This window comes from Psychrobacillus sp. BM2 (genome assembly GCF_048572895.1).
Classification (GTDB): domain Bacteria; phylum Bacillota; class Bacilli; order Bacillales_A; family Planococcaceae; genus Psychrobacillus.
The window spans coordinates 3,305,407-3,329,582 of sequence record NZ_CP183878.1; the positions used below are offsets into that span (position 1 = coordinate 3,305,407).

Below are 24,176 nucleotides of genomic sequence, written 5' to 3' on the forward strand. Positions count from 1 at the left end.
TTCTGCTCAACTAAAGCACCTTATTTGTAGAGGAAGTGTGACTTTTTAAGCTGTCTAACAAAACATAGCCTAATATTACCCCAGCTATGGATGTAAATGTAAAATCTCCTAACAGCATAAACGCTTTTGAAAATAACAAATTCGTTCCGTAAGCAATAGCGAGAAGTGGTATCATTGCAATATATAGAGATGGGATCCCAACTGCAATGATCTTTATCCAATCAAACGACCATCTCTTTTTATCTTTAATTTCTATAATTAATTTAGGTAATCGTAACAACATTCCAATAAAAACAGGAAAAATACTTGCAAATATTATAAAAGGTTTTAAATTAAAATTGATTGCTGACTTTTCTCTTAAACTCACTTGATAATCCATACCAACATAAAAAATAATTCCAATAACTACTGTGGAAAAGAAAAGAAATAAAAATCTTTTCATTCTGACTCCTCCTTCATTTTTGTTCTAGAAAAAGGATAGATTGCCATCTTAAAGTTACGGTCCTATCCTAGTTATTATATTTTTCTCAGCACCGCACGTATGGGACTTCCATCTGCTCCTTCAATTTTTAAGGGTAGAGCGATTAAATCATAATCACCTGGCTCCACATTTTCCAATAACAGATTTTCTAAAATATATACTTCATTGTTAAACAGAGAATGATGCGCTAATAACTCCTTACTTTCTATGCTATCAACTGATGGTTGGTCCGTACCGATTAGAAAAATACCCTTCTCCTTTAAAAATGGTCCAATATTTCCCTTCAAAGTAATAATCCTTTCAGGGAACTTTTCGGGTGATGCAGTATTCGTTGTCTTTAAAAGCAAACGCTCAACACCTGTTAAATCAAAGCCTTCTAATTCCTCTCTGCCAATTTCGGAAACCCCAACGACACTCACCACTTTTGCCCGTCCAATATACAAATTAACGTCAAGCATCTCTAATGTTTTACCTTCACTTACATAATGAAATGGTGCGTCTGCATGAGTTCCAGTATGCAAACTTGCTTTAATCGTTCCAACATTTGCTGCACCACCCTCCTCCTTTGTAGCGGTTAGTTCATATTCAAAAAGAGTATCCCCTGGCCATGTTGCTATTCTAGTCGAGATAGTTTGTGTAATATCAATCCATTCCTTGTTCATATCTGTGACCTCCCCTATAAATTTGTACGTAAATCCCAAAGCTCTGGGAAGAAACGATGGTCTAATACATTTCGTAAATAATTTACACCAGATGATCCTCCAGTGCCTTTTTTAAATCCTATTATTCTTTCTACTGTTTTCATATGACGGAAGCGCCACTGTTGAAGCCAGTCCTCCACATCGACTAGCTTTTCTGCTAGTTGATATAAATTCCAGTATTGATCGACGTTTTGATAAACTTCCTTCCATGCATTGGCTACTGATTCATCTCCCACATACGAAATGGAATAATCTCGATTCAATAACTGAGGATTTATCGTAAACCCCGCTCGAGCCAAAGCTTGAATCGAAACGTCATAGATACTTGGTGCATGAAAAGCAGCATTTAAATCCTCATATAAATCTTTTTCCTGCTCATAAATCTTCAGTATATGCTTCGTCTTATAGCCAAGCGCAAATTCGATTTGTCGATATTGAAAGGATTGAAAGCCGGACGCCTTACCTAGCTTATCCCGAAACTCTAAATACTCGGCAGGCGTTAATGTGGAGAGAACATCCCAGGCTTGAATAATTTGTGTTTGAATTTTCGTAACTCGCGCTAGCATTTTAAAGGCTGATTGCATTTTATCCGCTTGAATCGCTTGAATTGCACTAGTGAGTTCATGCAGTATAAGCTTCATCCAAAGTTCACTAACCTGGTGGATAATAATAAAAAGCATTTCATCATGATGCCCAGATAGCCTTATTTGACTGGACAATAAATTATCCAGCTGCAAGTATTCCCCGTAGGTCATATCATCGCTAAAATCTGTATGGATTCCGCTTTCCTTTTTATCGTCTGGCATGCTATCTCTCCTTTATTAAGCAATTACATCACGTTTATTTTCATACTTTTCATAAAGCTCTTCCTTCATAATCACCTTTAAAATCTGCACAGTCTTCCACACATCCTCAAATGAGTTATACAATGCAACTGGTGCTAGACGAATGCCATTTGGTGAACGAAAATCGGGAATGACTTGATGCACTTTTAATGCTTTGCATATACGAGCTGCTTCTTCATGTACTAAAAAGATATGACCTCCCCGCTTCACCGATTCACGTGGATTTGCGATTCTGAAGTTATACTCACTCAACTCATGTTCTATTAACCCAATCATATAATCGGTAAGCTTTAGTGACTTATCTCGAATAGCATCGATGCCTACTTCTGCGAAGATTTCTAGCGATCCATATAACGGTGCACTGCTTAATATATGTGGAGTTCCAATTTGATACGCACCTGCGTCAGCAGCTGGACTCATATTAGTAGATAAATCGAACTGCTTCTCTTTATCTGAGCCGAACCACCCTGCAAGTCCCGGCTTTCTTCCAAAATGCTTACGGTTTACATATAAGCCCCCTGTTGCTCCTGGTCCGCCATTCACATGCTTGTAGTTACACCAAAAAGCAAAATCCACCCCCCACTTATTGAGCTCATGTGGAATAGATCCAATCGAATGACATAAATCAAAACCAATAACAATATTTCGTTTGTGCGCTGCTTCAGTAAGCAATTTCATGTCTAATATCTGACCACTTCGATATAGCACACTAGGTAGTACTATTAAAGCCACATCATCCGTCATCGCATTTATAATATCTTCTTCTTGTAACGTATAGCCATCACGACTTTTTACTAGCATCATATTTTCCTCAGCATCAAATCCATGCAAGGATATCTGACTACTAATTGCATATAAATCGGATGGGAAATTTAGTTCATCCGCTACTATCTTCGTACGTTTTCCCTCTGGTCGGTAGAAACTAGCAACTAATTGATGTAAGTTTGCCGTTGTAGAGCCTGTTATGATAACTTCATCCTTTAAAACCCCTACCAGAGGAGCACACATCTCACTTAATACTTCTGGGACATAAAACCACGGGTTCTCCCCTTGTGTCCATCCATCTATTCCATATTGTTTCCATGAATCTAATAGCGTCATCACTGACTTTTCTGCTCGCTTAGATAGTAGTCCCAGTGAATTACCATCCATATAAATGACATCTCGTTGAACATAAAATTCATCTCTATACATTCCCAAAGCATCTTGCTCATCTAATTTTTTTGCATAGTCCAACATAGTAATCTGCATCTAAAACCTCACCAGCCTCTTTAAAAATCTAAATTTTCTTTCTATTTACACAAATCATATGTTTTAAGAGAACGAGTGTCAATGAATGAAAGAAAGAATAATTTGACAAATGTTGAATTTTATAATTTAGTAAAACATTTGATGGAATTCTATTTCTAAGAAAAAAAGCACCAGTCTGCATTTCCTTATATTAAATGATTGATATGCCGAAAAATACTATGAAAGCAGTTTTAATCCTACTGCAGCACCTAACACCATTGCGATAAAAATAGTGCGCTTCCAATCTTTTGATTCGTTGTAAAAAAGCATTCCCAGTATTGCGCCGCCAGAAGCACCGATTCCCGTCCAAATCGCATAAGCCGTTCCCATGGGGAGAGTCTTCATTGCAAAAGCGAGAAAGCAAAAGCTTGCTCCAAATCCAATGAATAGTAGAACGAAGGATTGCCAATTCCTATCCTTATGCAATTTGTTGATCATTGCAACTCCGAACATTTCAAATAACCCTGCAATAATTAAAGAAATCCAAGCCATCAAGATTCCACTCCTTTTTCCCGCTTATCTTCGGTCACTAATTTCAAACCTATGACACCTGCCAATAAAATTAAAATCATTAAGATCTTAGCTACTTGAAAAGATTCCCCAAAAAAGATTATTTCTGATAAAACCGTCCCGCCTGTTCCCATTCCCACAAAGACAGCATAAACCGTTCCTACAGGTAGTTTCCGCCCAGCCATAATCATGAGGTAAAAACTAATAATTATAGCAAGAACAGTTCCTGTCCATGCCCAACCGTTATCTGCATGTTTTAACCCAATCACCCAAAAAACTTCAAAAAATGCTGCCACGTATACTTTCATCCACTCGATTTTCATTCTAATAATGCCTCCTATTTACATTTTTATATAAAAAAAGCCTGGAAGAAAACTGTTAAACAGTTTCTCCCAGGCTTTTGTCCTTCCGTGACACAGCAGAGCTGCGAGTTTTCTCTCGGACCAGACCAACATCGATGGCTGCGGAACCCTAGAAAACATTTTTGATATCCAATTACCTGAAATTATACACATACTTGAGAATAAATCAACTAAAAACATCCACAGTAACTGTGAGGATGGCTTTAGTAATAGTTTTCCATTTCCATTAAAATAGCACCTAACTTTATATCACAAGAACACTAAACAAACACAGGAAGACTCGAAGTAAGAGGCCATCTTTGCTGAGGAGATGATTCCTGAGTAATGCTCGTCGCAAAAAAAACATTCGGTCCCACAAGTCGATGTAATCGAGTAAAATGCTTATTCGTTCTTATCATTCAAAAAAAGAGTAATTACCATTAGGCAATTACTCCATTAATCATTATTATATCTTCAAATCCGTCAAAACGATGACGTTGGGATGATTGCAAAGTCTTGTAACTGGAATATCCTCCGTTACATCTCCTTTTATGAGCGCTTCAATAGCAGTTCTTTTTTCCTCTCCAACTGCAATTAAAAGAATACATTTTGCTCTCATTATAGAAGCAATCCCCATAGTAATAGCTTGCTTAGGAACCTCATCTATTGCGTCAAAAAATCTTGCGTTAGCAGTTCTTGTGGAAGCTGTTAATTCGACCACATCCGTTTCACTTTGAAAGGACGTACCTGGTTCATTGAATCCAATATGACCGTTCACTCCGACACCAAGTAATTGCATATCGACTGTTAGTGATTTCAACAAGTTTTCATATCGTAACGCCTCGGTCTGTACATCTTCTGCTACTCCATTTGGAATATATGTATTATTAAATGGTTTTGCTTCAAAGAGCTGCTGCTGCATAAACGTATAATAGCTTTCGGGATGCCCTTGTGGAATTCCGACATACTCGTCCAAATTCACACTGTTACAATGAGAAAAATCCAACGAACTATTTCGTAGTTTTTCATATAGTGGAATCATAGTCCCGCCCGTTGCCAATCCAAATGTACTTGCATCATTCTTTAATTCTTGAGAAAAGATTTCTTGTGCACGATTATATAAAGCATCCTGATCTTTCCATACTTCTAAATTTAATGTCATCAGTAAACCCACCTTTTTTCTGAATTGCGCTCACTAATTACTAATACACTTCGCCTAAATAGTTTATAAGTTAGTGAAATTATCATTATATTCAATTTCGACAGGTGATGCAAATAGAGTAGTGGCAATCACTAATAATTACTCTAATTAAAATCAATTCGATCTTTATATTTCTTCATCATCACTTCATTATGAAGTTGGCTATCTGATAGATTTGCGCTTTTAAAAACCGGTAATTCTTCCGTTTCCGTGCTTATCTTCTCGATTACTTGGCATATAAGTGCATTAAGAAGTGTGGCACCAACAACCGTTGATGCTGGTCCATATTGCAGCCCCTTATTACTTAATAGACCATCACCAACAGGGACATGTGTATTTAATACGATATCCACCACTTCCTCTAGTCGTTTACCACTTGCATGACGGCCTTCCTGGTCACTGTACAATAAAGACTGAAGTGAAATGACTAAAACTCCAGCTTCCTTTCCTAAGAAAGCTATATCTATCGGTGCCGGATTGCGACCAGAAGTAGAAATAACGATTAGAATGTCATTCGGTTCAAAGCTTATTTGGTCCTTATTTTGCCCGACAAATGTAGAATCTTTCTCGTTCTGTGAAGAAGTCAATGCACCTGTATGTAGCATTAAAGGCTCTAAAGTAATGGGAGCAACTGGCACTAGCCCACCTGCACGGTAATAAGCTTCCTGAGCCAAAAGATGAGAATGTCCACATCCAAACAATTGTAATATACCACCCTTTTTAATGCGGTTGGCGATTAATTTAGAAGCATTCTCAATATTCTCTTTTTCTTGTTCTGCAACCTGCTTCAGTAAAATATTTATTTCTTTCCAATAGGACTGCATTTGATCACCTCCATTTACTTTTAATTTTCAAATACAACATTTCCCCGACAAATCGTTTTTTGTACATTCAATTCCATATCCAATATAACCAAATCTGCATCAAAGCCTTCACCAATATATCCTTTTTGAGATAATTTCAATTGCTTCGCTGCATTTGTAGAGGACACCGAAACGAGTTCCTTCAACGAACAATTCGTCGACTGTTTCATATTACGAACTGCCTGATCCATTGTCAGTATACTTCCCGCTAACGCGCCACTAGGCAGATGAGCACCTTTTTCTGTGACATGAACAGTCTGTCCACCAAGATCAAACTCCCCATACTCTAATCCTTTGGCACGCATAGCATCAGTTATTAATATTATTCCTTTTGCACCTTTCAAACGGTATGCAAAATTTACTGCCTTCGTATGACTATGTATATAATCGACGATAATTTCCACCTGCATACTGTCTTCCATCAGAACAGATCCGACTACACCCGGTTCACGATGATGGAACGGACGCATTTGATTATATAAATGGGTAGCCTGTTTAGCTCCTAACTGAACTGCCTTTTCTACTTCTTCTGAATTGGCATCTGAATGTCCGATAGAAACAACAATACCTTCCTTACTCATAGCTTGTACAAATTCAAAACCACCAGCTACTTCAGGGGCAACTGTAACTTGTTTTATACGATTGCCACTTAGCGTCTGCCATTTTATAAACTGTTCAATAGATGGCTCGGTAATATGCTCGACTGGCTGTGCTCCAGCCCATTTTGTAGAAATATAAGGTCCCTCTACATGAATTCCTAAAACCTCTGCTTCATCTTCATTGTTTACAAATCCATTTACATTTTGGAGTGCTGCTTCAATTGCATCCACTGCCTGAGTAATTGTGGTTGGCAAATAACTGGTGGTTCCTTCTTTTACTAATGAACGTGCCATTCCCCTAAGTGCTTCTTCCGTGGCATCCATCATGTCAAAACCAGCTGATCCATGAATATGCATATCGATAAACCCTGGCATAACTATCCAACTCTTTAAAGTTCCATCTATATTGACATCCGCCTCTACTTGTAAAGCTTGTCCAATTTGTTTAATCTTGCCGTTTTGAATAAATATATCTCCCGTACTTTCTTGGTCATGGTTCACAATAGTCACATTTGAAATGAGTATGGTTTTGCTCATTTACTACACCTCCGCAGTTTGCTTAATTACAGTATAGATTAATAAAGTCTAAATGATAAAGGGAAACATAAATCGTTGGGGGTTTCTTCAACCTCTAATTATATTTTGTTAAACACACAATAAAGAAAAGCCGTCTAATGTGGAATCCCAAATTAAACAGCTTTTCAATTGAATCAATTCGAATAAAGTAAGTAGTAATAAAATCCAATCAAAGTTGATTTCCGCTCCAACGTACTTTCATGTTTCGAATCTAGCGTAGCGATGCAGAAACAGGCGGACGCTTTCCGCGGGCATGGCTTCAATCTCCTCGTCACTTCGTTCCTGCGGGGCTTTCAGCTCGTGCACCTGTCGCTTCGCTATCGGTGCAGAAAACATTTGCTGTTCCCGCTGGAGTCGCCGCCTTGCGCTCCAATCAATGAAATCTACTTTAGTATACTAATTGAATGATAATTTAAATGTTCACTCTAATTATTGAAAGGGGGAATTTATAAATTAACTCAATAATAACTATTTACGAATTTTTTCAATTTCGTCAGCAACAAATTGTACGCTTGTTCCAACAATAACCTGAATACTCTTCGGTCCTACTACATTAATACCTGGAACACCAGTGTCTTTAATTTTCTTTTGGTCAACCTTATCCATGTCTAATACTTCTACACGTAAACGAGTTGTACAGTGATCAACTGAAGCAACATTCGCATCTCCACCTAGACCATCATAGATTCTAGTTGCCATATTTGAAAATTTATCATCAGATGATACTTCAACAGTTTCTTCAGTCTCATCTGTATCATCTTCTCTACCAGGAGTTTTTAAGTTAAACTTCACGATTAAGAAACGGAAAAGGAAGTAGTAAATAACTGCAAATACTAATCCTTGGAGCAATAACATAAATGGTTGATTTGCAATTGGATTTTTAAGACTCAAAACGTAATCGACTAACCCTGCACTAAATCCAAAGCCTGCTGTCCAGTTAAAGGATGCTGCGATGAATAAAGATAATCCTGTTAAAGCTGCATGAACTACATAAAGTGCTGGAGCTAAGAACATGAACGCAAATTCAAGTGGTTCTGTAACACCTGTAAAGAATGACGCAAAAGCAGCTGCAAGCATAAGAGAAGCTGCTTGTTTTTTTCTTTTCGTTTTAGCAGTGTGATACATTGCAAGAGCTGCTGCCGGTAATCCGAACATCATAATCGGGAAGAATCCAGCCTGGTACATACCAGTTACACCCTTAACACCTTCACTTGCCAAGAATTTACCGATATCGTTAATGCCAATAGTATCAAACCAAAATACTGCGTTTAATGCATGATGTAAGCCAGTTGGTATTAAAAGTCTATTAAAGAATCCATAAAGTCCAGCACCTGCTGCTCCCATACTACTAATTGCTTCACCAAAGTTAACTAGACCACCAAAAACGATTGGCCATATGAAAAATAATGCTGCTGAAGCGACTAACATTGCAACGGCTGACATGATAGGAACTAAACGTTTTCCACTAAAGAATGCTAAGAAATCCGGTAATTTTACGTGACTGAAGCGGTTATACATGGTTGCAGCGACAAGACCAGATAGAATACCTATTAATGCATTATTAATCTTTCCAAATGCCGGATCAACGTTCTCCACATCAATTCCTTGTAATAATGAAACAGTGCCACTTGAAAGCATCGTTGTCACAACTAGGAAAGCAACCAATCCACTTAAAGCAGCTGCTCCATCCTTTGCCTTGGACATCCCTATCGCTACCCCTACTGCAAATAAAATAGGAATATTATCAATGATGGAGCTCCCAGCTTTTATCATGAAGGCTGCAAATACATTTCCAGATCCCCAACCATCACTGTCAATCCAGTATCCAATACCCATTAATATCGCAGCTGCAGGTAATACAGCTACTGGAAGCATTAAAGAACGCCCCAGCTTTTGTAAATATTTCATCATAATTCATTCATCCCCTTTTTCCTGTTCATAAATAAAATATATAATAGTATAAAATAATGCCAAATTATGAAACTTGCGTTCTTAAACGTTCAATATGCAGTGCGATATAACCTAGCTCTTCTTCAGGAAACTCAATTCCATGCTCTTCCATTAGTTCTTTTACTATTTGGGTTGCACAACTATAGCCAACCGGAAATTTCTTTTGAATCATCACTAACATTTCTTCATCCATCATATGAAGCTCAGACTGATTTAACCTTGTTAATGCAAAACGCAAATGGGTAATTAATCGATGATAGGAAATATCGTTTTCCTCAATCTCAATGTTCAAGTACTGTTTGATCGATAGAACCATACCCTTAATTAAATTCGTTTGTCTTATAGTCTGATGTAAATCCCCCCCTTGAATTTTCATCGTATGTATGTGAAGCGCTATGTAAGCCGCTTCATCAACAGGCATTTCTACCTGACACGTAGTATTTATATGCTGGACTGCCCAAAGACCGATTTCAAACTCAGCTCTATATAGAACGCGAATCTCATGGAGTAGCCTGTTATTTAGATTAATACCATCCTTAGCTCTTTCAATAGCAAAAGAGATATGGTCTGTCAAAGCTATATGAATATGCTCATTTAATCTTGTATTTAAATACGCTTCTGCGTAGGTGATTATTTCTTCCGAGATAGTAAAATGTTCTTCTGGAATTCTACTTAATAGCTGCACTAGCTTGTCATTTTCTTGCATGACAAACATCTTTTCAATCTTGGAGCTAATGATAATGTCATTTCGTTTCTTTTGAAAAGCTATGCCCGAGCCAATTGCTATTTTCTCGCGTCCATCTTGTAGTACAATCACCGCGTTATTATTAAGTATCTTTGTGATTTTAATGGAAAGTCAGCTCCTTTCACATACTTCCCTACTCACACTTACTTGGAAGAAACAGTCATTACTAACGTTTCACCTGCAACACTAGCTGCGGTATCCACATAATCTACAGATCTCTCCACACTATTTGTAATTACTATTGGTGTAATAATACTTGGAACTTTTTCTTTAATAAGGTTCCAATCCACTGCTATGAGCTTTTGTCCCACAGAAACTGCATCGCCTTCGTTGACAAATACAGTAAATCCTTCACCCTTTAATGTAACCGTTTCCAATCCGACGTGAATTAGCACCTCGGTATTATCTTTTGCACGAATACCTATAGCATGCTTTGTTTTGGAGATTAACACAACCGTTCCATCGATTGGTGCAACTACATCTCCCCCTGTTGGCATAATAGCTACTCCCTCACCCATCATTTTTTGGCTGAAGACTGGATCTGGGACCTGTTCTAACGAGTGCACTTGACCATTTAATGGTGAGAATACTTGTACTTTGTTTTTTTTCATAAATTTAGAAAACATTTGTAGAACTCCTTTGTGTAGATGTTTTTTCTAGTTGTAAAAATCGTCATATTAAAATATATTGCATCATGAAACCGATAAGAACATAAAAAGGCATGGGGTAAAGAAAAAGAATAATAATATTCTCTCTCATTTTACCACCATGCCTGAAAAATTCAGTAACATGTGACCAATATGTGTATTTATAATCCGATAATATCATCAAAGGTTCAAAAAAGCAACGTAAATTTATATGGTCGAAAAGTATTTTGAGTGCTTATAGATTAATAAGGAAAAGCTCTTCCTTTTTCTGAAATTTTATGAGCAAGTTGAATTGTTGAAACCGCGAGCTCTGCATAAGTTACTTCTTTTTTAGGATTAAACGCACCTTGATCGGCCTTTAATAATTCTAAAGAATTCGCTAGTGCAACATAACCTAATAAATCCTGTTGTACTTTGTCTGTATCTGTAAAAGAAAGTTTATAAATTGCAGAATGCTTAGCCGCCTGTTCAAGTCCTAATGCGCGTATATACCAAACTGCGAGCTGTTCTTTACTAATTGGCTCATCTATTGCGAAGCTCTTCGTATCAGGTTTTATCACACCCATTTCAACAGCACGCTCAACAGATTGATATAAAGGATGTTCAGGATTGATATTATCGAATGATTGGTTCCTATTTTCCTGTTCAGGATAATAGTAGCCACCATACATATACGTAAGGGATTTCATAAGTACTTGGAGAGCTTCTCCCTTGGAAATAGCAGCATCTCCGTTAAACTGTTTTGGATCTTTTATATCGAGGATTTTTGCATTAATAAAATAATTAAGCTCCTCCTCCGCCCACGGATGCGTTACAACAGTTGAATTATTTTCTCCATATAGTGCTTGCCACTCTCCTGTTAGTGCATCTAAAATACTAAAAGATCTTTCATTAAATAATGGGGAGTAGACAAGGTCATAATGGTGATTTTCTTGTTTTTGATTGGCCTTCATATAGTTGAGCCTTAAACTTAAAGCCTTCGTTAGAATTTCCTTGGCTTGTTTTTCTGATATAGCCTTATCTGGTGATGGCCAGTTTTCCACCTCTTGATAATTTACATAAAGATTATTTAGCGAACCATCCTTCGCCACTCCTACACTAATAGAGTCACCCGAAACAATTACTCCGTTTACAACTCTTGGGAAATTAAACATATAACTTCCTTGCATTTCATCCAAGTATGCTGCTTCCATAGGTTTTGCATAGTTATGAAGGTAGGATGGAACCCATTTTTTAATATGATCAATTGCTTTTTCGAGAGCCTGTTTTTCTGTCAGAGGTTTCGCTTCGCTTGGCTTCTCTCCTAGTTGCGCTAAAATTTCACTCTTCACATTATAGTACTGTATGACCTCGCCTGTTTGTTTATTTATTTCTAGACTTGCTCCTGAACCCCCATTTGGATAACTGTACATATATTGAATACTATAAACTTCTTGCCCATTATAATTTTTTGTTTCTCTAATAGAATCGATGTTCGATTTAACATCTTTCAAATCGATCTTTAGTAATTGTTCTGCTATTTTTTTTGCTTCATCTATAGTTATCTCTCCCCCGCTCTTTGAAGGGAGTGGTTTTGAAGCCAGCATAGATATGGTTGATTTCTTAGGGAAATCTGCAGAGTATCCGTTTAAAGTTAGGTATTTTCCAGATGAAGCATGAACACCAAGCAAATTTGGTATCGGCTGATAAACGAGTCGAACATGGCGCTCACCAGTTTGGTAATCTGTTTCTATTTGATATTGCTTTTCCACATATAGATTTTCTTTTACATTTTTTAATATGGCATCTTTCGCTTTTACTTGTTTCGTATCATCAAAGGTGGAAGCTTTGTTAGCGTCCAAACTTCTATAGAAGCCAACAATCTCACCGTTTCCTAAAACAGAAACTTCTATTCGTTGGTCATTGATAGAAACCTTGTTCTTCAAGCGGGTATATGAAAATGAGTATCGGATTGGTTCAGTTAGTAGTTGAGTTGGATAATATCCATAAGAATCCGTTTCTAATTGGTATTCCCCACCCTCTAGATATTTTTTCATAAAATCTCCCGCAATTTTCTGTGCTTCATCTTTGGAAACTTTAGCTGGAAAAAGCGCTTCTGTTACAGTTGCCGGTTGATAAGAAAAATTTTCTATTTGTAAATCCTTACCTACAAACGAAACATTTCCATATAATTGCTTTCCATTAATGGTTTTTGTAAAGAATAAATCATAACGCATCGTCTCTTCACCAGGATAATAATAGCCACCGTTCATCTGAAAATCAGCATTCGTCAAAAAATCGAATTGCTTCGGAAATAACCCACGAAACTTCTTGATCAAATCTTCCTTTGTGAAAACATTCTCTGTTGATGCAGCTTTAATCTGTACAGGTGGTTGTTCATTCAAAGTTGTAGTTGCATTTACGTTCGCTGAAAAAAGTCCAAGTGATAATGCAGAAGCCCCTAATATAATACCAACATGTTTAAAACCCATAAAAAAATCTCTCCTTCTTTTGCAGTCTTTGAATTCTATGATTGCAGAAGTGAGAAAATACCAATTATTTGATATTGAATCTTTTTCATCCGATATGTCTTTTTCTATTTATGTTTAATCATAGTTTAGACTAATTAGCTAAACACTTAACCTTTAAGCTATTAAGAAAAACCAGGCAAAAAGAAGCTCAGTCCTTTAAATTCAAAACCTGTTTCTACCGTTTTCAGTAGGCTTTGGACAGACGATTAGCTATAGTATTACCGATTGATTTTTAAAGAAGCTGGCCGTACTACGTCACGACCAGCTTCTCTTTTTCCGGTAATCATATGGCGTTTGCCTGTCCGTCGCCCTCCTACATCGCTTTGAAACAGGTAAGTGCGTTTTTGGGTAACTAAAGATAAGATACTTCCCTATCGATAGAACAAGCTCACGAAGATACAATTTCGTTCGCTATTTCGCTTCTTTATGAGTCAAACAACTACTACTTTTCTTTATTTCCACTAGTACAAACTAAAATCTGCTTTCTTCTTCTATCATTGGATAATCGCGTTTCTAAGTCAAAAGCGATTACAAATAATTTGATTACTTTCTAAAATTTGACCAATCTTATCAACTAAGCGATAAGCGATGCTAAATCTTCTAATTGATTGTAGTGGAAGCTGGCGACTCCGACAGGATGAGGGAGACAGATGAACCATCACAGGCGAATGCGCAAGGGTCGGTGATGGTTCATCGCTCACCCTGGGGAACGCATCCACCTTAAACGGAAATTAGAAGTACTATTCTTTCATTAAAGTCCGACGAACCCAATGTTCATGCTACATTTTTATATACTTTCTGGTGTGTGAAATAATGAGTTTCGAAACAAAAAAGCCCCAGTGACTATGTTAGGATTGATACTTAACCAAGTAATTCAATCACCCACCCTAGAAGGAGGACATAATCAATGAGACTACTTAATGGTAAACAAGGTTTAAGAAGAAGTCAATTCGCAAAAGAACTTAGAGGTACCGATTTAGAAAAAGTATTGCTTGTTCCGATTGATGTTTCAAAGGTTTTGCAGAAAGCGATGATACTGAATTATTTTGGCGATGTGATTCACATCCCATTTTCATTCATGGTCAGCCAGACTGGCATGCAACTCCTTATTAAAGAGATCGAGGAGGCCAAACAGACTTGTCAAGCTGAACAGGTATTTGTGGGCATCGAAGCGACTGGCCATTACTACGAAGACATCGTACGTATTTTAACAGATGCGGGTTATTCTGTTCATATCATTAACCCATCTTCTACACATGAAGAACGGAAACAACATCTTACGTACACAAAAACGGATGACATCGATTTGTATCTGATTGCCGAGGCATTGGTGGGCAATAAAGCGACCAACTCCAAACTGCCTTCAGGCATGTACAAAGAACTTCAAAATCTTACACGCGCAAGAAGAAGTGAAATTAATAAGCGCTCTCGTATCAAAATGGAAATTCGGGTCGTCCATGATCATATCTGGCGTGAATACCAAGGAATCAGCGTGCTCGTTGATAAGAAAGTCAAAACGAAAACAATCTTTAGTGATTTTTGGGGAAAAGCCAGTCTTCATCTGTTAACCCATTATCCACACGCTTCTCAAATTCTTGAACTGGGAGAGGATGGATTACAGGAATTGTCCAAAAAACATAACCTAAAAATCCGCAAAACAACGATGGACAAGCTTCTCTTCGCAGCCAATGAAAGTGTCTCCAAGCCATTAGACCAGCTTTCAAGCGAGTTATTTCTCTTGAAAAAAAAGCTGAAAGCGTATGAATGGGCTACCCAAACAATTAAAGAGTACGAGGAGGAAATTGAACGTATATTCGTTCAAACCGATGGAATCTTTCTCCTGACCGTGCCGGGCATAGGACTTGTAACAGCTGCCGAAATCTACTGTGAAATGGGAGACCTTTCTCATTACACGAATGCCGGTCAGCTGATTAAAAAAGCTGGTACTAACCCTGTCATAAAACAATCGGGACCGGGAGGCGGGTATTTTGGACGTATATCCAAACAAGGAAATGCCAACCTGCGTAGGGCTATCTATACCGCCGGACGATGCCTTGCCAGACACAATGAGGCCCTGAAGCCTTTTTGTATCCGTTTAAAGGAAAAAGGCAAAAAGGCTGGAAAAATTAATATCGCGATGGGGAACAAGTTTATTAAAATTGCCTTTGCCATGTTAAAAAATCAGAAACCGTTTGAATGGGATGACCCAGAATTCAAATATGAACAGGAAATCTCTAAAAAATTAACACTACCTTTAGCTGCTTAAAGCAAACATAAACAGGTACCCTTCTTTTGGTTCGAGTGGAGATCGAATCAAACTTTCATGAGGCCGAGACCTCGCAGATAAGCCTTATCCCACTCGTTCTGTAAATGCGAATCAGTACGTTAAATTCTAAATTTGAACGCAATGCCAGAATGCATCCATGCAGTACAAGAAAAACGAGTGAATGCCCATTTCTGAATCAAAAAAAGGGTACCTGTTATATAAACAACTTGGTTAATTACTACTTGTAAAAAAAAGGATTTTTTGCGGTAGGCGTGTTTGAGTTACTCTAAAACTGGAAAAAAGTATTTGACATTGTACGCTTATCTTTTAAAAATTTGGCCATTTTATGCCCTTCATTGCTTTATATCTTTAGCAAATAAACGTAAACGATATGAATTCATCGCTGTTTCACCAAGTTGATCAAGCAAATTATAATTAGCAACAGCCCCAACCATAGCTCCAATTCCAGGTAGTAATTGGAACATTTTCACTAGATCAATATAATCCCGATATTCCTGTTGGAAGTCTCTCCAATCCATCTCACCAATTAAATCCTTTTGTTGTTCCCAGTTTTCCATAATTTCGAGTGTTTCTTTACGTTTTTCCTCACTGGAAAAAGCTAAAAGGAATATATGCAAAATATAAAGTCGTTCCTCGTATTCATCCGTATCAAACCCATAAACCGCAGCTGCTTCAAATAGAAATTTCATTTTAATAGATAAAAGCAGCGGAAAGTCAGCAAGGCCAAGAAGAATACCTCCCGCCCCCGTCCCTGCCCCTTCTACAACAGCTGTTTTACGAAACGTTGCGAGCTTTTCCTTTAAAAGCTCATCTTGCTCCTGAAGGCTACGTTTTATTGGTAGTCTTTTTTTCATCTTTATATTAGACCCAACAAGCGTTGCCTTTACCATATTTTTTATGCTTTCCGTCATCACTTGATGGACCTTTTCAGGAATAAGTCCGTTAATCTTAGTTTGTACGTTTTTAGACGTACGCCCTATTAACCCAGTTCGTTTCGTCATTTTCCTTTTCCAAAGAAATAGTTCTTCGTCAACTTTCCATCTATAGGCATCCATCTTTTAAAACCCCTTATCCATCGCTATTATTATTCCATTCTATCTTATTACAGCTACATCCAAATGAGTCTTGAGGTCGACTGTATCACCGCTTGTAGATGTAGTAAAAAAACATGATACCTCTTGTGTCAGGTATCATGCTCTAATTTTAAAAGTTATTATCTTTTTTTCTGTTTAGTAAAGTTATTTTTCTCTAGCTTGATGTATGCTGCTGTTACGCTCTCAAACTCTTCTTCGCTTTCCATCATGACAAAGTTATGGTCGTCCTCTACGCGGAAGAAGAAAATACCTATTTCATTTTCTGAATCTTCTTGTATATCTTCTATAAAACTAACTGCTACGTATTCCCTGTCATCTACACTTAAATAACCTAAAACCTTCAGTTCCTGCTCTTGGTCATTTTCGTCTAACACCTTAAACGTACCGCCAACTTTCAGTTTTCCTTCATTTTGTAACATTCTAATTACCTCCTAGCAAACCTTTTCTATTTTGTGAATTAAAAAAAGAGGAAGTCATCCTCTCTTTCTTTTTTACTTATTCCTCGTCTTCTACTGCTTCTTCAGCTTCAAGAAATGCTGCAGATACTTTTTCAAATTCTTCATCGGTTTCGATTTCCGCTAAGTCTTCTCCTTCAACCACTTGGAAAAAGAACACGTCCATGTCTTCGTCTGTTTCTTCTTGCGTATCCTCTGCAAATGCAACAGCTGCATACTCTTTATCTTCAATTGTTAATAGCCCAATTACTTCAATCTCTTGCTCGCGATCATCTTCATCTAATACCGTTAGGATTTCTCCAACTTCGATGCTGCCCATTTTTTCTTCCATTCAAAATTCCTCCTATTATAATGCGTTTTCTTTCTACCATTCATTACCCACTACAACCTACATTTACACAAAAGTAATAACTTTTCCAACCTGTTTTCCCCATATAGTATTTCACGAACCTATAGTTTTATTCGTGGTTCCTTGCTTAGTTAAATCATCTCACATTCGCTTACCTTTAGCAAAATCCTACTTTTTGTTAGAATTATCTGCTTAATGAAACACGATATGGATGTAATTCTGCCTTCATAACTCCTTCTTTTACGGAAGGATCATTTTGCATGATTTTTTGTGCACTTTCTGATGATTCTGCTTGAAATATAACAATTCCAAATGCACCATCTAAACATGGACCAGCTAATATAACCTTTTCCTCTTCTAGTAGGTCTTGTAAATACCGAAAATGTTGTCCCATTACTTCGGATTCCTCATCTGTCATTGAATCCATAAAATCAGCCCTCAATGGTCTAATTAAATATACGTATTGTTCCATGAATCAATTCATCCCCCAAAATTAAAACTTCCATTGCGCTCTTTTTTTATTCTATAATTCTCCTAGCAGCATTTCTGCCAATTTTTCCTCTTACTATTGTAATATGTATCCCTCTTAACACTACTTTTCTTTAACTTATTTCAGCATCCTGTAAAATCCAGTCTACCGCTCTTAGTAAATCTGGAAAGACAGCATCCGCAAGCGGATCACTTTTGCCTAAGAAAACTCCTTTTGTACCTGCTTTCTTTCCAGCAATAATATCTGTGTCGGTATCCCCTACCATATAGGATTTAGACAAATCAATATTATATTTTTTACCGAGATCTTCGATTAATTTGCTGTTTGGCTTGCGACAAGCACAACCAGATTTAGGCTTATGAGGACAGTAGACCGCTTCATGAATAGTAGCACCTTCTTTTTTTAATGTGGCAATCATATAATCATGAATTTTTTGCAGTTGCGATTCCTTCATAAACCCCAATCCTACTCCGCCTTGATTGGTTACGACAAATATATAATCGAAGAAAGCATTCAATTTCTTAATGGCTTCAGGGACACCTTGTAAAAAGTAAAGCTCCTCTGGCTTGTTCACAAATTTAACTCGTTCTGATAGCACCTCATTAATAACACCATCACGGTCTAAGAATACTGCAGTCTTCATATATATATCACCCTTGTTTAAATTTATCTACTCCATTTAGTTATTCCCCGAATTTACTAATTTATTTTGTTACTTCTACAAAACTTCAAATACCATGCAATTTCTTATTACATTTCTACCACAAATGTATAAGATACTTCCCCATTTGACCATTGTGCAAGAACTTCGTATACATATTTCCCGGTGCTTTCTGGTGCTTGAAATTGTTTATCATTTATTGAAACCTCTTTTTGTCTTCCATTTTCATCCCAAAGATAAACATTTATTGCGGATTCTTCTTCTATATTAATAAGAATTGTTTCATTCTTATTGATCCGAATTGCATCAAGGTTTTCCGCAATTTGGTAGGGTGAAGCTGCATCGGCTTGTATAACCTCGGTCTCCAATCCTTGTTTTCTTTCCCATCTATAATTCCCCTTAGCCATATCATATTGTTGCCCATTGATCTCTATTGTCCCTCTCATTGTAGGTGGAAAATCATAGTCGCTTTCTTTTTTACTTGACCCCGACGAACAAGCTGTCGTTAATAGCAATATCCCTAATAAAGTGAATGCTAAAATTCTTTTCATAAGATAGCCCCTTTATAAAATTCAGACTATTTATACTAAATAATGATACATCTTTATACCAAAAAAGTTAAAAACCAACATTCGTTGATTTTCAACTCTATTTTTACTTCATATATTTTTGTACTAATTCGTAACAGCGTTCTTTCGTCAGCTGTGCCTGTGTACTTACGTATTGAGTAGCCTCCATCGTTCCACCTGCGAATACAGAAGACTCCTCTTTTGCCTTTTGGTCTCTTTGTTTGATCCAATTTCGCTGTTCCTCTTTTAGACTACTCATTTCATCTGCAGATAGCTGTTTTTTCAATACACCATAAATCTCATTTAGAGCACTATCCCATTTACTAAGAATCTCTGACTTCGCTTCGTGCATCTCGGTTTGTGTACCATTTTCGTATTGCTTGTTTAAATCACTTAGACTATTTTCAATGTCATCTAGCTGCTTTAAATATTTCTCTTTTGTTCCAGAGGGATTTACAGTATCCGTTTTTTCTTTAGTTACAGGTTTTTCCTTAACTACTGGCTTTTCATTAATTACTGGTTTTTCATTTGTATTCTTATTTTCTTCCACTATATCATTGCTTTTATCTTTTTCAACAATAATAGCTTCTTCTAAATCCTTTTCTCCAGTTTCTTCATTTGACTGATCTATTATGGTTTCGCTTCCTAGCTTATCCGTATCTGGAGTCTGTTCCGTCTTCTCATTATTGCATCCAACCAATAAAATCATCGGTATTAATAAAACTAGTAAATTCTTCATTATTTCCTCCTGGTATATGTCCTTTAAACCTGACTATTTTAAGGTCATTATGTATTAGACATTACACAGGAGTAAAAAGTTTGGAAATTTATCTATTCTTTTCCGCTATTTTCTTAAGTTCCATCGATCGGGAAATAATGAATTTTTTCATATATCTTTCTAGAAATAACTTATCTGCCAGTATTCCTAGAATTCCTAAAGGAGACTTATAGTCAAATGTATCAATCATTAACGTGCCTTCAGGTACTTCTAGAAAATCATGCGTATGATTAAACGAATAAAAAGCGCCTTTTACCATAGTATCTTTAAATTGATTTGGCCTTTCCATCGATACTATTTTAGCCGTAAGCCTTTGTCGGATAAAGAAATGAGTTGCCTCCCAAGTGACTGTGTCTCCTTCCTCTAATAAACCTTCCGTTATCCCTCCTACTGCTATTTCTTTTGTATGGGAGGTTGTTTTTGTATGTACTTCCACATTTCTTGCTAAGTCAAAGCAAATTTCTTTCGGAGCATTTATGATTTGTCTATGCACAATTTTAGGCAAGTACTCACCCCCTTGTTATTAAAGCCAATTATGTTGTTTAGCAGATTTTTCCGCCAACTTTATGAGGTTTGTTCTTTTCGGATTGTTTGGTTCAATCTTTTCGATTAATTGTAATGCTGTTTCAAGGTTAAATAAAACATAGCCCGTTTTTTCAAAATCAAAGGTATATGGCCTCATCTCTATTACTTTGACCAAAAACCATATCGTATAAGAATCTGTAGAATCCCAATACCATAAAGCAAAAGGGATTTTCTCCTCTCCTAATACAATTCCCACTTCCTCCATTGCCTCACGTTCTAGTGCCTGGTCAATATTTTCATTTGCCTCTAATCGTCCACCTACTGTAGTTAATAGTTGCTCATCTCTATCCCATGCCATAAGAATATTGCCATTTTCCATAAATGGAACACAATGAACTCCTGCAATTTTTTTATCAGTTGGTAAAGCATTTATTTTAGTCAGCAATTCTATTCCTACTCTCTATCCTTTAGTCCATAAGTAATCTACTATTTACCCAATGAAAAACCTTCTAATAATCGTCCCCCAAAAGGTTCCATCACTACCTCAACTAAATGAATTACCCTTTTTTTATCACCCGTTTTGTAGTATGTATCAAATGCTTCTACAAATTGAATAGTAAAGTCTTCATCATATGCCCTTAAAGAGCGAACAATCCATTTAGAAGTACCTATCCAACGTTGGTTCGTTCTTAAAACAAATTCACTTACAAGTTCAGCCAATGTGTTTGCAATGAATATTTCTTCAGCTCTATTCGAACAACCTATAAAATCATCTAGTGTATCTGTAAGAAAATAACGTTTTATAAGTACAGTTTCTTCTGACCATATTTCTGGACCTTCATTTAACAGGACCACTGCTTCTTTTTTTATAGCTTCCATTACTCCATCGTCCCTTAAAATAATTCCCTCCGAGACCATTCTAGGCATCGTTGGTCGGGCACGTTCTCGATCACTCTCAAAAAATTCCTTATAGGAGCTTGCATTATGTACAAACACTTCAATTGGCCAATCGAATTCTATAAACGACTCTCGATATGAAGAAGGAACGGACTCATCAATAATCACAATGTCTAAATCAGATGTATCCGTTGCCTCTCCCCGAATGACGCTCCCTGCTAACAAAGCACCATTACAACTTGGAAAATATTTTTGTATAAATTTTTGGGCTGCCTCCATAGGATTATCTTTGTTCATATCTATCATCCCCCTCTCTTAATAATTTCTATAGTAATGAGGAAATACCTTCATTATTTTATGAATGGATAAAAAAACCCTTTCTATTCTAATTATTCAATTCACAGTTTAGTTCTCCATTCTAGAATAAAAGTCCTAACTTTATATTTATGAGACGTACCCTTTCACCTGTATTTGAGAAATATGAACAAAATTTAAAGAATTTATTTTCATATCTTCTTGAGCTTTAATACAATTAGTAAAAATAGGGTATTTGAATAAGTTTTAACATCTACATTAGGGGGGTAATACATATGCGTAATAACAAGAAATTTTTGGCATTTGGTTTAGGCCTAATAGTTATATTAGGAGGATGTAGCATAGGAACGGATAATACAAAAAGTTCTGAAATAGAAACTAAAACAACAGAACATCCAGGTGAAGAGCAACAAATTGCTATGAACACAGAAAATCTAGTTAGTGTTCAGGATTATAACGGCGAAGGCTATGCATTAAGAGATGGCGAAGAAACGGATAAAATTGCTGAAGAAAATCGGGAGGATATTGAAGTGGCTGTAAAAAAATTCTTTAAGGAAGAATACAAAACTGAAGTTATTGTACATAACTTAGTTGGGGCCGTTGATGGTGTTACAGTGTTCGTGAAATCTGTGGGGGAACCACATTTTTATTCATTTGCTATAGTGCCAATTGACACCAAGAGTAAAACAGTAAAAACTGATGAAGTTCGGTCCCAAGACGGCCAAGTAGAAACAGCTATCTCTGGGGCTTTATATGCTATGTCTTTCGAACAAGAATTCAATAAGCTAGATGAGTATTTTGAGATAATTACGGAGAAGTATGCAATAACAGGAACTCCTATTGAAGCAATAGAAAATGTTGGAGCAAAAGGATTTACTACCCCTTATTATTATATTAATCCCGCTGGTGATATTTTTGATGAACTAAACAAATTATATTTGAAAAATCCTGATGTTAATAAGCAAGATATAAAAGACTTCCTTCTAGAAAATGAATTTCAACCCGATGATATACTACTGACCGTTTATCTGTATATGAAAGATTCCGATACCGCTCCTAGTCAAGAAGTTTTTGATAGTGTCGTCTCGGATTTTGAAACGATGGAAGATATTCCTCATGGCAAATATTCTATTTTATTGAATGATAATTATATTGATGCTACAAGAGCTATCGGAGTTAAACAAAATACCTTGGGACGTAGTGTGCCGAATGAAATTATAAAAGATTAGGAAAGAAATCATTTGAATTCTTTTGTCAGTTGGCAAAGCAGCAATTATAGTTATCAATACTATAACCACTCTTTACCTTTTAGTCTCGTAAATTATCATTTTAAAATATCATCTAGTCTTTTTATCCTTTCAGTTCTATTTTAAAAGACCTAGATAAATATTTTAAATTCATTCCCTTTCTCCTGTTTTCTAAAAATTCAAACAAAAATTTTGGATTTTATTTTCATATCTCATCTATCTCTAATACAATTAGTAAAAATAGGATATAACAGATCAAAAATTTTTAACATCCACGTTAGGAGGATTTTCATATGCATAAGAACGAAAAAGTCTTGGCATTTGGTTTAGGCATAACAGTTTTGTTAGGAGGATGTAACATGGGGACGGATAATGTAAAAAGCACGGAAACGGAAACAGTAGCACAAGCTGGTGAAGAGCAAGAAATTTCCATGAATACCGAAAATCTCGTTAGTGTTCAGGATTACAACGGCGAAGGCTATGCATTACGAGATGGTGAAGAAACAGATAAAATTGCTGAAGGCAATCGCGAAGAAATTGAAGTCGCAGTAAAAAAATTTTTTAGCGAAAAATATAAAACTGAAGTAATTGTGCATAATCTAGTAGGTGCTGTGGACGGTGTATCGGTATTTGTAGAATCAGTAGGCGAACCACATTTTCACGCTTTTGCAATAGTACCAATTGATGTAAAAAGTAAAACGATAAAAACTGATGCTGTATGGTCGCAGGAAGGTCAAGTAGAAAACGCCCTATCAGGTGGCTTGTATGCAATGGCATATGAAAAAGAAATGGCTACCTTAGATAACTTTGTAAATAAAATAGCTAAACAATACCCTGTTGTTGGTAAAACCAAAGAGGCAGTAGATAAGACAGATTCTGGTTACTCCACTCCTTTTTATTATCTAAACTTTTTTACAGATGTTTTCGATCAACTTAACTCTATGTATTTAGAAAACCAAAATGTAAGCAAGGAACAGCTTAGAAGCTTTCTAGATGAAAATAAATTTGAAACTGAAGCTGTAAAAATTACGATAAACCTATTCATGAAAGAATCGAATATAGATCCTGATAGAGAAACGTACGCAAAAATAGTTTCTGAAATTGAAAGCATGGAAGGTTTGCCAAGAGGTGCTTATACTCTACTATTACACGATAACTTAATTGATAGTAAGTACGGAAGTGGTTCAAAAAACAACAGTATTGAGGAAACTACGATTAATGAAATTATGAAGGAATAGGAGAAGATAACC

26 protein-coding genes and 1 riboswitch are annotated in these 24,176 nt (G+C 36.6%); of the genes, 3 read left to right on the forward strand and 23 right to left on the reverse strand.

The window, feature by feature from the left end:
• Nucleotides 1-10: 10 nt before the first annotated feature.
• The 13 genes from ACN6MX_RS16185 to ACN6MX_RS16245 all read right to left on the reverse strand — a co-directional run bounded on the left by ACN6MX_RS16185 (nt 11) and on the right by ACN6MX_RS16245 (nt 13,220).
• A complete protein-coding gene (locus tag ACN6MX_RS16185) occupies nt 11-442 on the reverse strand; it encodes a hypothetical protein (protein WP_419959862.1) in 432 nt (143 codons plus the stop codon).
• A 74-nt stretch (nt 443-516) separates the two neighbouring features.
• Nucleotides 517-1,143, reverse strand: coding sequence for an arylformamidase (kynB, locus tag ACN6MX_RS16190; protein WP_419959863.1), 627 nt, complete (start codon nt 1,141-1,143; stop codon nt 517-519).
• Nucleotides 1,144-1,157: 14 nt separating this feature from the next.
• The gene (kynA, locus tag ACN6MX_RS16195) at nt 1,158-1,988 is read right to left on the reverse strand and encodes a tryptophan 2,3-dioxygenase (RefSeq protein WP_419959864.1); all 831 of its coding nucleotides are present in this window, start codon (nt 1,986-1,988) and stop codon (nt 1,158-1,160) included.
• Nucleotides 1,989-2,003: 15 nt separating this feature from the next.
• Nucleotides 2,004-3,278, reverse strand: a complete 1,275-nt coding sequence (kynU, locus tag ACN6MX_RS16200; protein WP_419959865.1) for a kynureninase — start codon at nt 3,276-3,278, stop codon at nt 2,004-2,006.
• Nucleotides 3,279-3,494: 216 nt separating this feature from the next.
• A complete protein-coding gene (locus ACN6MX_RS16205; RefSeq protein WP_419959866.1) occupies nt 3,495-3,809 on the reverse strand; it encodes a DMT family transporter in 315 nt (104 codons plus the stop codon).
• A complete protein-coding gene (locus tag ACN6MX_RS16210; protein ID WP_419959867.1) occupies nt 3,809-4,150 on the reverse strand; it encodes a DMT family transporter in 342 nt (113 codons plus the stop codon). The genes ACN6MX_RS16205 and ACN6MX_RS16210 overlap by 1 nt, the downstream gene beginning before the upstream one ends.
• 64 nt (nt 4,151-4,214) lie before the next feature.
• Nucleotides 4,215-4,313, reverse strand: a riboswitch (guanidine-I (ykkC/yxkD leader).
• A 321-nt stretch (nt 4,314-4,634) separates the two neighbouring features.
• Complete coding sequence (locus ACN6MX_RS16215; RefSeq protein ID WP_419959868.1) at nt 4,635-5,330, reverse strand: glucosamine-6-phosphate deaminase; 696 nt, start codon at nt 5,328-5,330, stop codon at nt 4,635-4,637.
• Nucleotides 5,331-5,473: 143 nt separating this feature from the next.
• Nucleotides 5,474-6,193: a sugar isomerase domain-containing protein gene (locus tag ACN6MX_RS16220; protein ID WP_419959869.1), complete on the reverse strand. Its 720-nt coding sequence runs from the start codon at nt 6,191-6,193 to the stop codon at nt 5,474-5,476.
• A gap of 20 nt (nt 6,194-6,213) precedes the next feature.
• Nucleotides 6,214-7,368 (reverse strand): N-acetylglucosamine-6-phosphate deacetylase, encoded by a 1,155-nt coding sequence (gene nagA / locus ACN6MX_RS16225; RefSeq protein WP_419959870.1) that lies wholly within the window; start codon nt 7,366-7,368, stop codon nt 6,214-6,216.
• A 507-nt stretch (nt 7,369-7,875) separates the two neighbouring features.
• A complete protein-coding gene (nagE, locus tag ACN6MX_RS16230; RefSeq protein WP_419959871.1) occupies nt 7,876-9,318 on the reverse strand; it encodes an N-acetylglucosamine-specific PTS transporter subunit IIBC in 1,443 nt (480 codons plus the stop codon).
• Nucleotides 9,319-9,382: 64 nt separating this feature from the next.
• On the reverse strand, nt 9,383-10,207 hold the full coding sequence (locus tag ACN6MX_RS16235; RefSeq protein WP_419962647.1) for a PRD domain-containing protein: 825 nt from the start codon (nt 10,205-10,207) through the stop codon (nt 9,383-9,385).
• A 38-nt stretch (nt 10,208-10,245) separates the two neighbouring features.
• Nucleotides 10,246-10,728 (reverse strand): PTS sugar transporter subunit IIA, encoded by a 483-nt coding sequence (locus ACN6MX_RS16240; protein WP_419959872.1) that lies wholly within the window; start codon nt 10,726-10,728, stop codon nt 10,246-10,248.
• A 263-nt stretch (nt 10,729-10,991) separates the two neighbouring features.
• Nucleotides 10,992-13,220 (reverse strand): PepSY1/2 domain-containing protein, encoded by a 2,229-nt coding sequence (locus tag ACN6MX_RS16245; RefSeq protein WP_419959873.1) that lies wholly within the window; start codon nt 13,218-13,220, stop codon nt 10,992-10,994.
• Between the two features lie 946 nt (nt 13,221-14,166).
• Here ACN6MX_RS16245 and ACN6MX_RS16250 point away from each other — a divergent pair.
• Entirely contained in the window at nt 14,167-15,525 is a 1,359-nt protein-coding gene (locus tag ACN6MX_RS16250) for an IS110 family transposase (protein WP_419959370.1), read from the forward strand.
• A 353-nt stretch (nt 15,526-15,878) separates the two neighbouring features.
• Here the strand turns inward: ACN6MX_RS16250 and ACN6MX_RS16255 are convergent, their stop codons facing one another.
• The 10 genes from ACN6MX_RS16255 to ACN6MX_RS16300 all read right to left on the reverse strand — a co-directional run bounded on the left by ACN6MX_RS16255 (nt 15,879) and on the right by ACN6MX_RS16300 (nt 21,661).
• Nucleotides 15,879-16,601: an EcsC family protein gene (locus ACN6MX_RS16255; RefSeq protein WP_419959874.1), complete on the reverse strand. Its 723-nt coding sequence runs from the start codon at nt 16,599-16,601 to the stop codon at nt 15,879-15,881.
• A gap of 158 nt (nt 16,602-16,759) precedes the next feature.
• The gene (locus ACN6MX_RS16260; RefSeq protein ID WP_419959875.1) at nt 16,760-17,059 is read right to left on the reverse strand and encodes a DUF1292 domain-containing protein; all 300 of its coding nucleotides are present in this window, start codon (nt 17,057-17,059) and stop codon (nt 16,760-16,762) included.
• A 76-nt stretch (nt 17,060-17,135) separates the two neighbouring features.
• Entirely contained in the window at nt 17,136-17,414 is a 279-nt protein-coding gene (locus ACN6MX_RS16265) for a DUF1292 domain-containing protein (RefSeq protein WP_090569188.1), read from the reverse strand.
• A 214-nt stretch (nt 17,415-17,628) separates the two neighbouring features.
• On the reverse strand, nt 17,629-17,916 hold the full coding sequence (locus ACN6MX_RS16270; RefSeq protein ID WP_419959876.1) for a YciI family protein: 288 nt from the start codon (nt 17,914-17,916) through the stop codon (nt 17,629-17,631).
• 130 nt (nt 17,917-18,046) lie between these two features.
• On the reverse strand, nt 18,047-18,583 hold the full coding sequence (locus ACN6MX_RS16275) for a D-glycero-alpha-D-manno-heptose-1,7-bisphosphate 7-phosphatase (RefSeq protein ID WP_419962648.1): 537 nt from the start codon (nt 18,581-18,583) through the stop codon (nt 18,047-18,049).
• A gap of 101 nt (nt 18,584-18,684) precedes the next feature.
• Complete coding sequence (locus tag ACN6MX_RS16280) at nt 18,685-19,146, reverse strand: hypothetical protein (protein ID WP_419959877.1); 462 nt, start codon at nt 19,144-19,146, stop codon at nt 18,685-18,687.
• 103 nt (nt 19,147-19,249) lie between these two features.
• Complete coding sequence (locus ACN6MX_RS16285; protein ID WP_419959878.1) at nt 19,250-19,903, reverse strand: lysozyme inhibitor LprI family protein; 654 nt, start codon at nt 19,901-19,903, stop codon at nt 19,250-19,252.
• Nucleotides 19,904-19,991: 88 nt separating this feature from the next.
• Nucleotides 19,992-20,447, reverse strand: a complete 456-nt coding sequence (locus ACN6MX_RS16290) for an SRPBCC family protein (protein WP_419959879.1) — start codon at nt 20,445-20,447, stop codon at nt 19,992-19,994.
• A gap of 18 nt (nt 20,448-20,465) precedes the next feature.
• Nucleotides 20,466-20,912 (reverse strand): NUDIX hydrolase, encoded by a 447-nt coding sequence (locus ACN6MX_RS16295; protein ID WP_419959880.1) that lies wholly within the window; start codon nt 20,910-20,912, stop codon nt 20,466-20,468.
• Between the two features lie 41 nt (nt 20,913-20,953).
• Nucleotides 20,954-21,661 carry a nucleotidyltransferase domain-containing protein gene (locus tag ACN6MX_RS16300; protein WP_419959881.1) on the reverse strand — a complete coding sequence of 236 codons (708 nt, stop codon included), beginning with the start codon at nt 21,659-21,661 and terminating at the stop codon, nt 20,954-20,956.
• Nucleotides 21,662-21,954: 293 nt separating this feature from the next.
• On the opposite strand from ACN6MX_RS16300, the gene ACN6MX_RS16305 reads away from it, so the two are divergent.
• On the forward strand, nt 21,955-22,908 hold the full coding sequence (locus ACN6MX_RS16305; protein WP_419959882.1) for a DUF1672 family protein: 954 nt from the start codon (nt 21,955-21,957) through the stop codon (nt 22,906-22,908).
• Between the two features lie 311 nt (nt 22,909-23,219).
• Nucleotides 23,220-24,164 (forward strand): DUF1672 family protein, encoded by a 945-nt coding sequence (locus tag ACN6MX_RS16310; RefSeq protein ID WP_419959883.1) that lies wholly within the window; start codon nt 23,220-23,222, stop codon nt 24,162-24,164.
• The last annotated feature ends 12 nt before the right edge of the window (nt 24,165-24,176 follow it).

Bases quoted from the DNA above. Each gene is read 5' to 3' on its own strand.
- ACN6MX_RS16205 (WP_419959866.1), bottom strand. From the start codon at position 3,809: ATGGCTTGGATTTCTTTAATTATTGCAGGGTTATTTGAAATGTTCGGA.
- ACN6MX_RS16265 (WP_090569188.1), bottom strand. From the start codon at position 17,414: ATGGGCAGCATCGAAGTTGGAGAAATCCTAACGGTATTAGATGAAGAT.
- ACN6MX_RS16280 (WP_419959877.1), bottom strand. From the start codon at position 19,146: ATGAAAAGAATTTTAGCATTCACTTTATTAGGGATATTGCTATTAACG.
- ACN6MX_RS16245 (WP_419959873.1), bottom strand. From the start codon at position 13,220: ATGGGTTTTAAACATGTTGGTATTATATTAGGGGCTTCTGCATTATCA.
- ACN6MX_RS16250 (WP_419959370.1), top strand. From the start codon at position 14,167: ATGAGACTACTTAATGGTAAACAAGGTTTAAGAAGAAGTCAATTCGCA.
- nagA (WP_419959870.1), bottom strand. From the start codon at position 7,368: ATGAGCAAAACCATACTCATTTCAAATGTGACTATTGTGAACCATGAC.
- ACN6MX_RS16260 (WP_419959875.1), bottom strand. From the start codon at position 17,059: ATGTTACAAAATGAAGGAAAACTGAAAGTTGGCGGTACGTTTAAGGTG.
- ACN6MX_RS16285 (WP_419959878.1), bottom strand. From the start codon at position 19,903: ATGAAGAATTTACTAGTTTTATTAATACCGATGATTTTATTGGTTGGA.
- ACN6MX_RS16270 (WP_419959876.1), bottom strand. From the start codon at position 17,916: ATGGAACAATACGTATATTTAATTAGACCATTGAGGGCTGATTTTATG.
- ACN6MX_RS16210 (WP_419959867.1), bottom strand. From the start codon at position 4,150: ATGAAAATCGAGTGGATGAAAGTATACGTGGCAGCATTTTTTGAAGTT.
- kynA (WP_419959864.1), bottom strand. From the start codon at position 1,988: ATGCCAGACGATAAAAAGGAAAGCGGAATCCATACAGATTTTAGCGAT.
- kynU (WP_419959865.1), bottom strand. From the start codon at position 3,278: ATGCAGATTACTATGTTGGACTATGCAAAAAAATTAGATGAGCAAGAT.
- ACN6MX_RS16310 (WP_419959883.1), top strand. From the start codon at position 23,220: ATGCATAAGAACGAAAAAGTCTTGGCATTTGGTTTAGGCATAACAGTT.
- ACN6MX_RS16185 (WP_419959862.1), bottom strand. From the start codon at position 442: ATGAAAAGATTTTTATTTCTTTTCTTTTCCACAGTAGTTATTGGAATT.
- ACN6MX_RS16300 (WP_419959881.1), bottom strand. From the start codon at position 21,661: ATGAACAAAGATAATCCTATGGAGGCAGCCCAAAAATTTATACAAAAA.
- ACN6MX_RS16255 (WP_419959874.1), bottom strand. From the start codon at position 16,601: ATGGATGCCTATAGATGGAAAGTTGACGAAGAACTATTTCTTTGGAAA.
- ACN6MX_RS16215 (WP_419959868.1), bottom strand. From the start codon at position 5,330: ATGACATTAAATTTAGAAGTATGGAAAGATCAGGATGCTTTATATAAT.
- ACN6MX_RS16220 (WP_419959869.1), bottom strand. From the start codon at position 6,193: ATGCAGTCCTATTGGAAAGAAATAAATATTTTACTGAAGCAGGTTGCA.
- ACN6MX_RS16240 (WP_419959872.1), bottom strand. From the start codon at position 10,728: ATGTTTTCTAAATTTATGAAAAAAAACAAAGTACAAGTATTCTCACCA.
- nagE (WP_419959871.1), bottom strand. From the start codon at position 9,318: ATGATGAAATATTTACAAAAGCTGGGGCGTTCTTTAATGCTTCCAGTA.
- ACN6MX_RS16305 (WP_419959882.1), top strand. From the start codon at position 21,955: ATGCGTAATAACAAGAAATTTTTGGCATTTGGTTTAGGCCTAATAGTT.
- kynB (WP_419959863.1), bottom strand. From the start codon at position 1,143: ATGAACAAGGAATGGATTGATATTACACAAACTATCTCGACTAGAATA.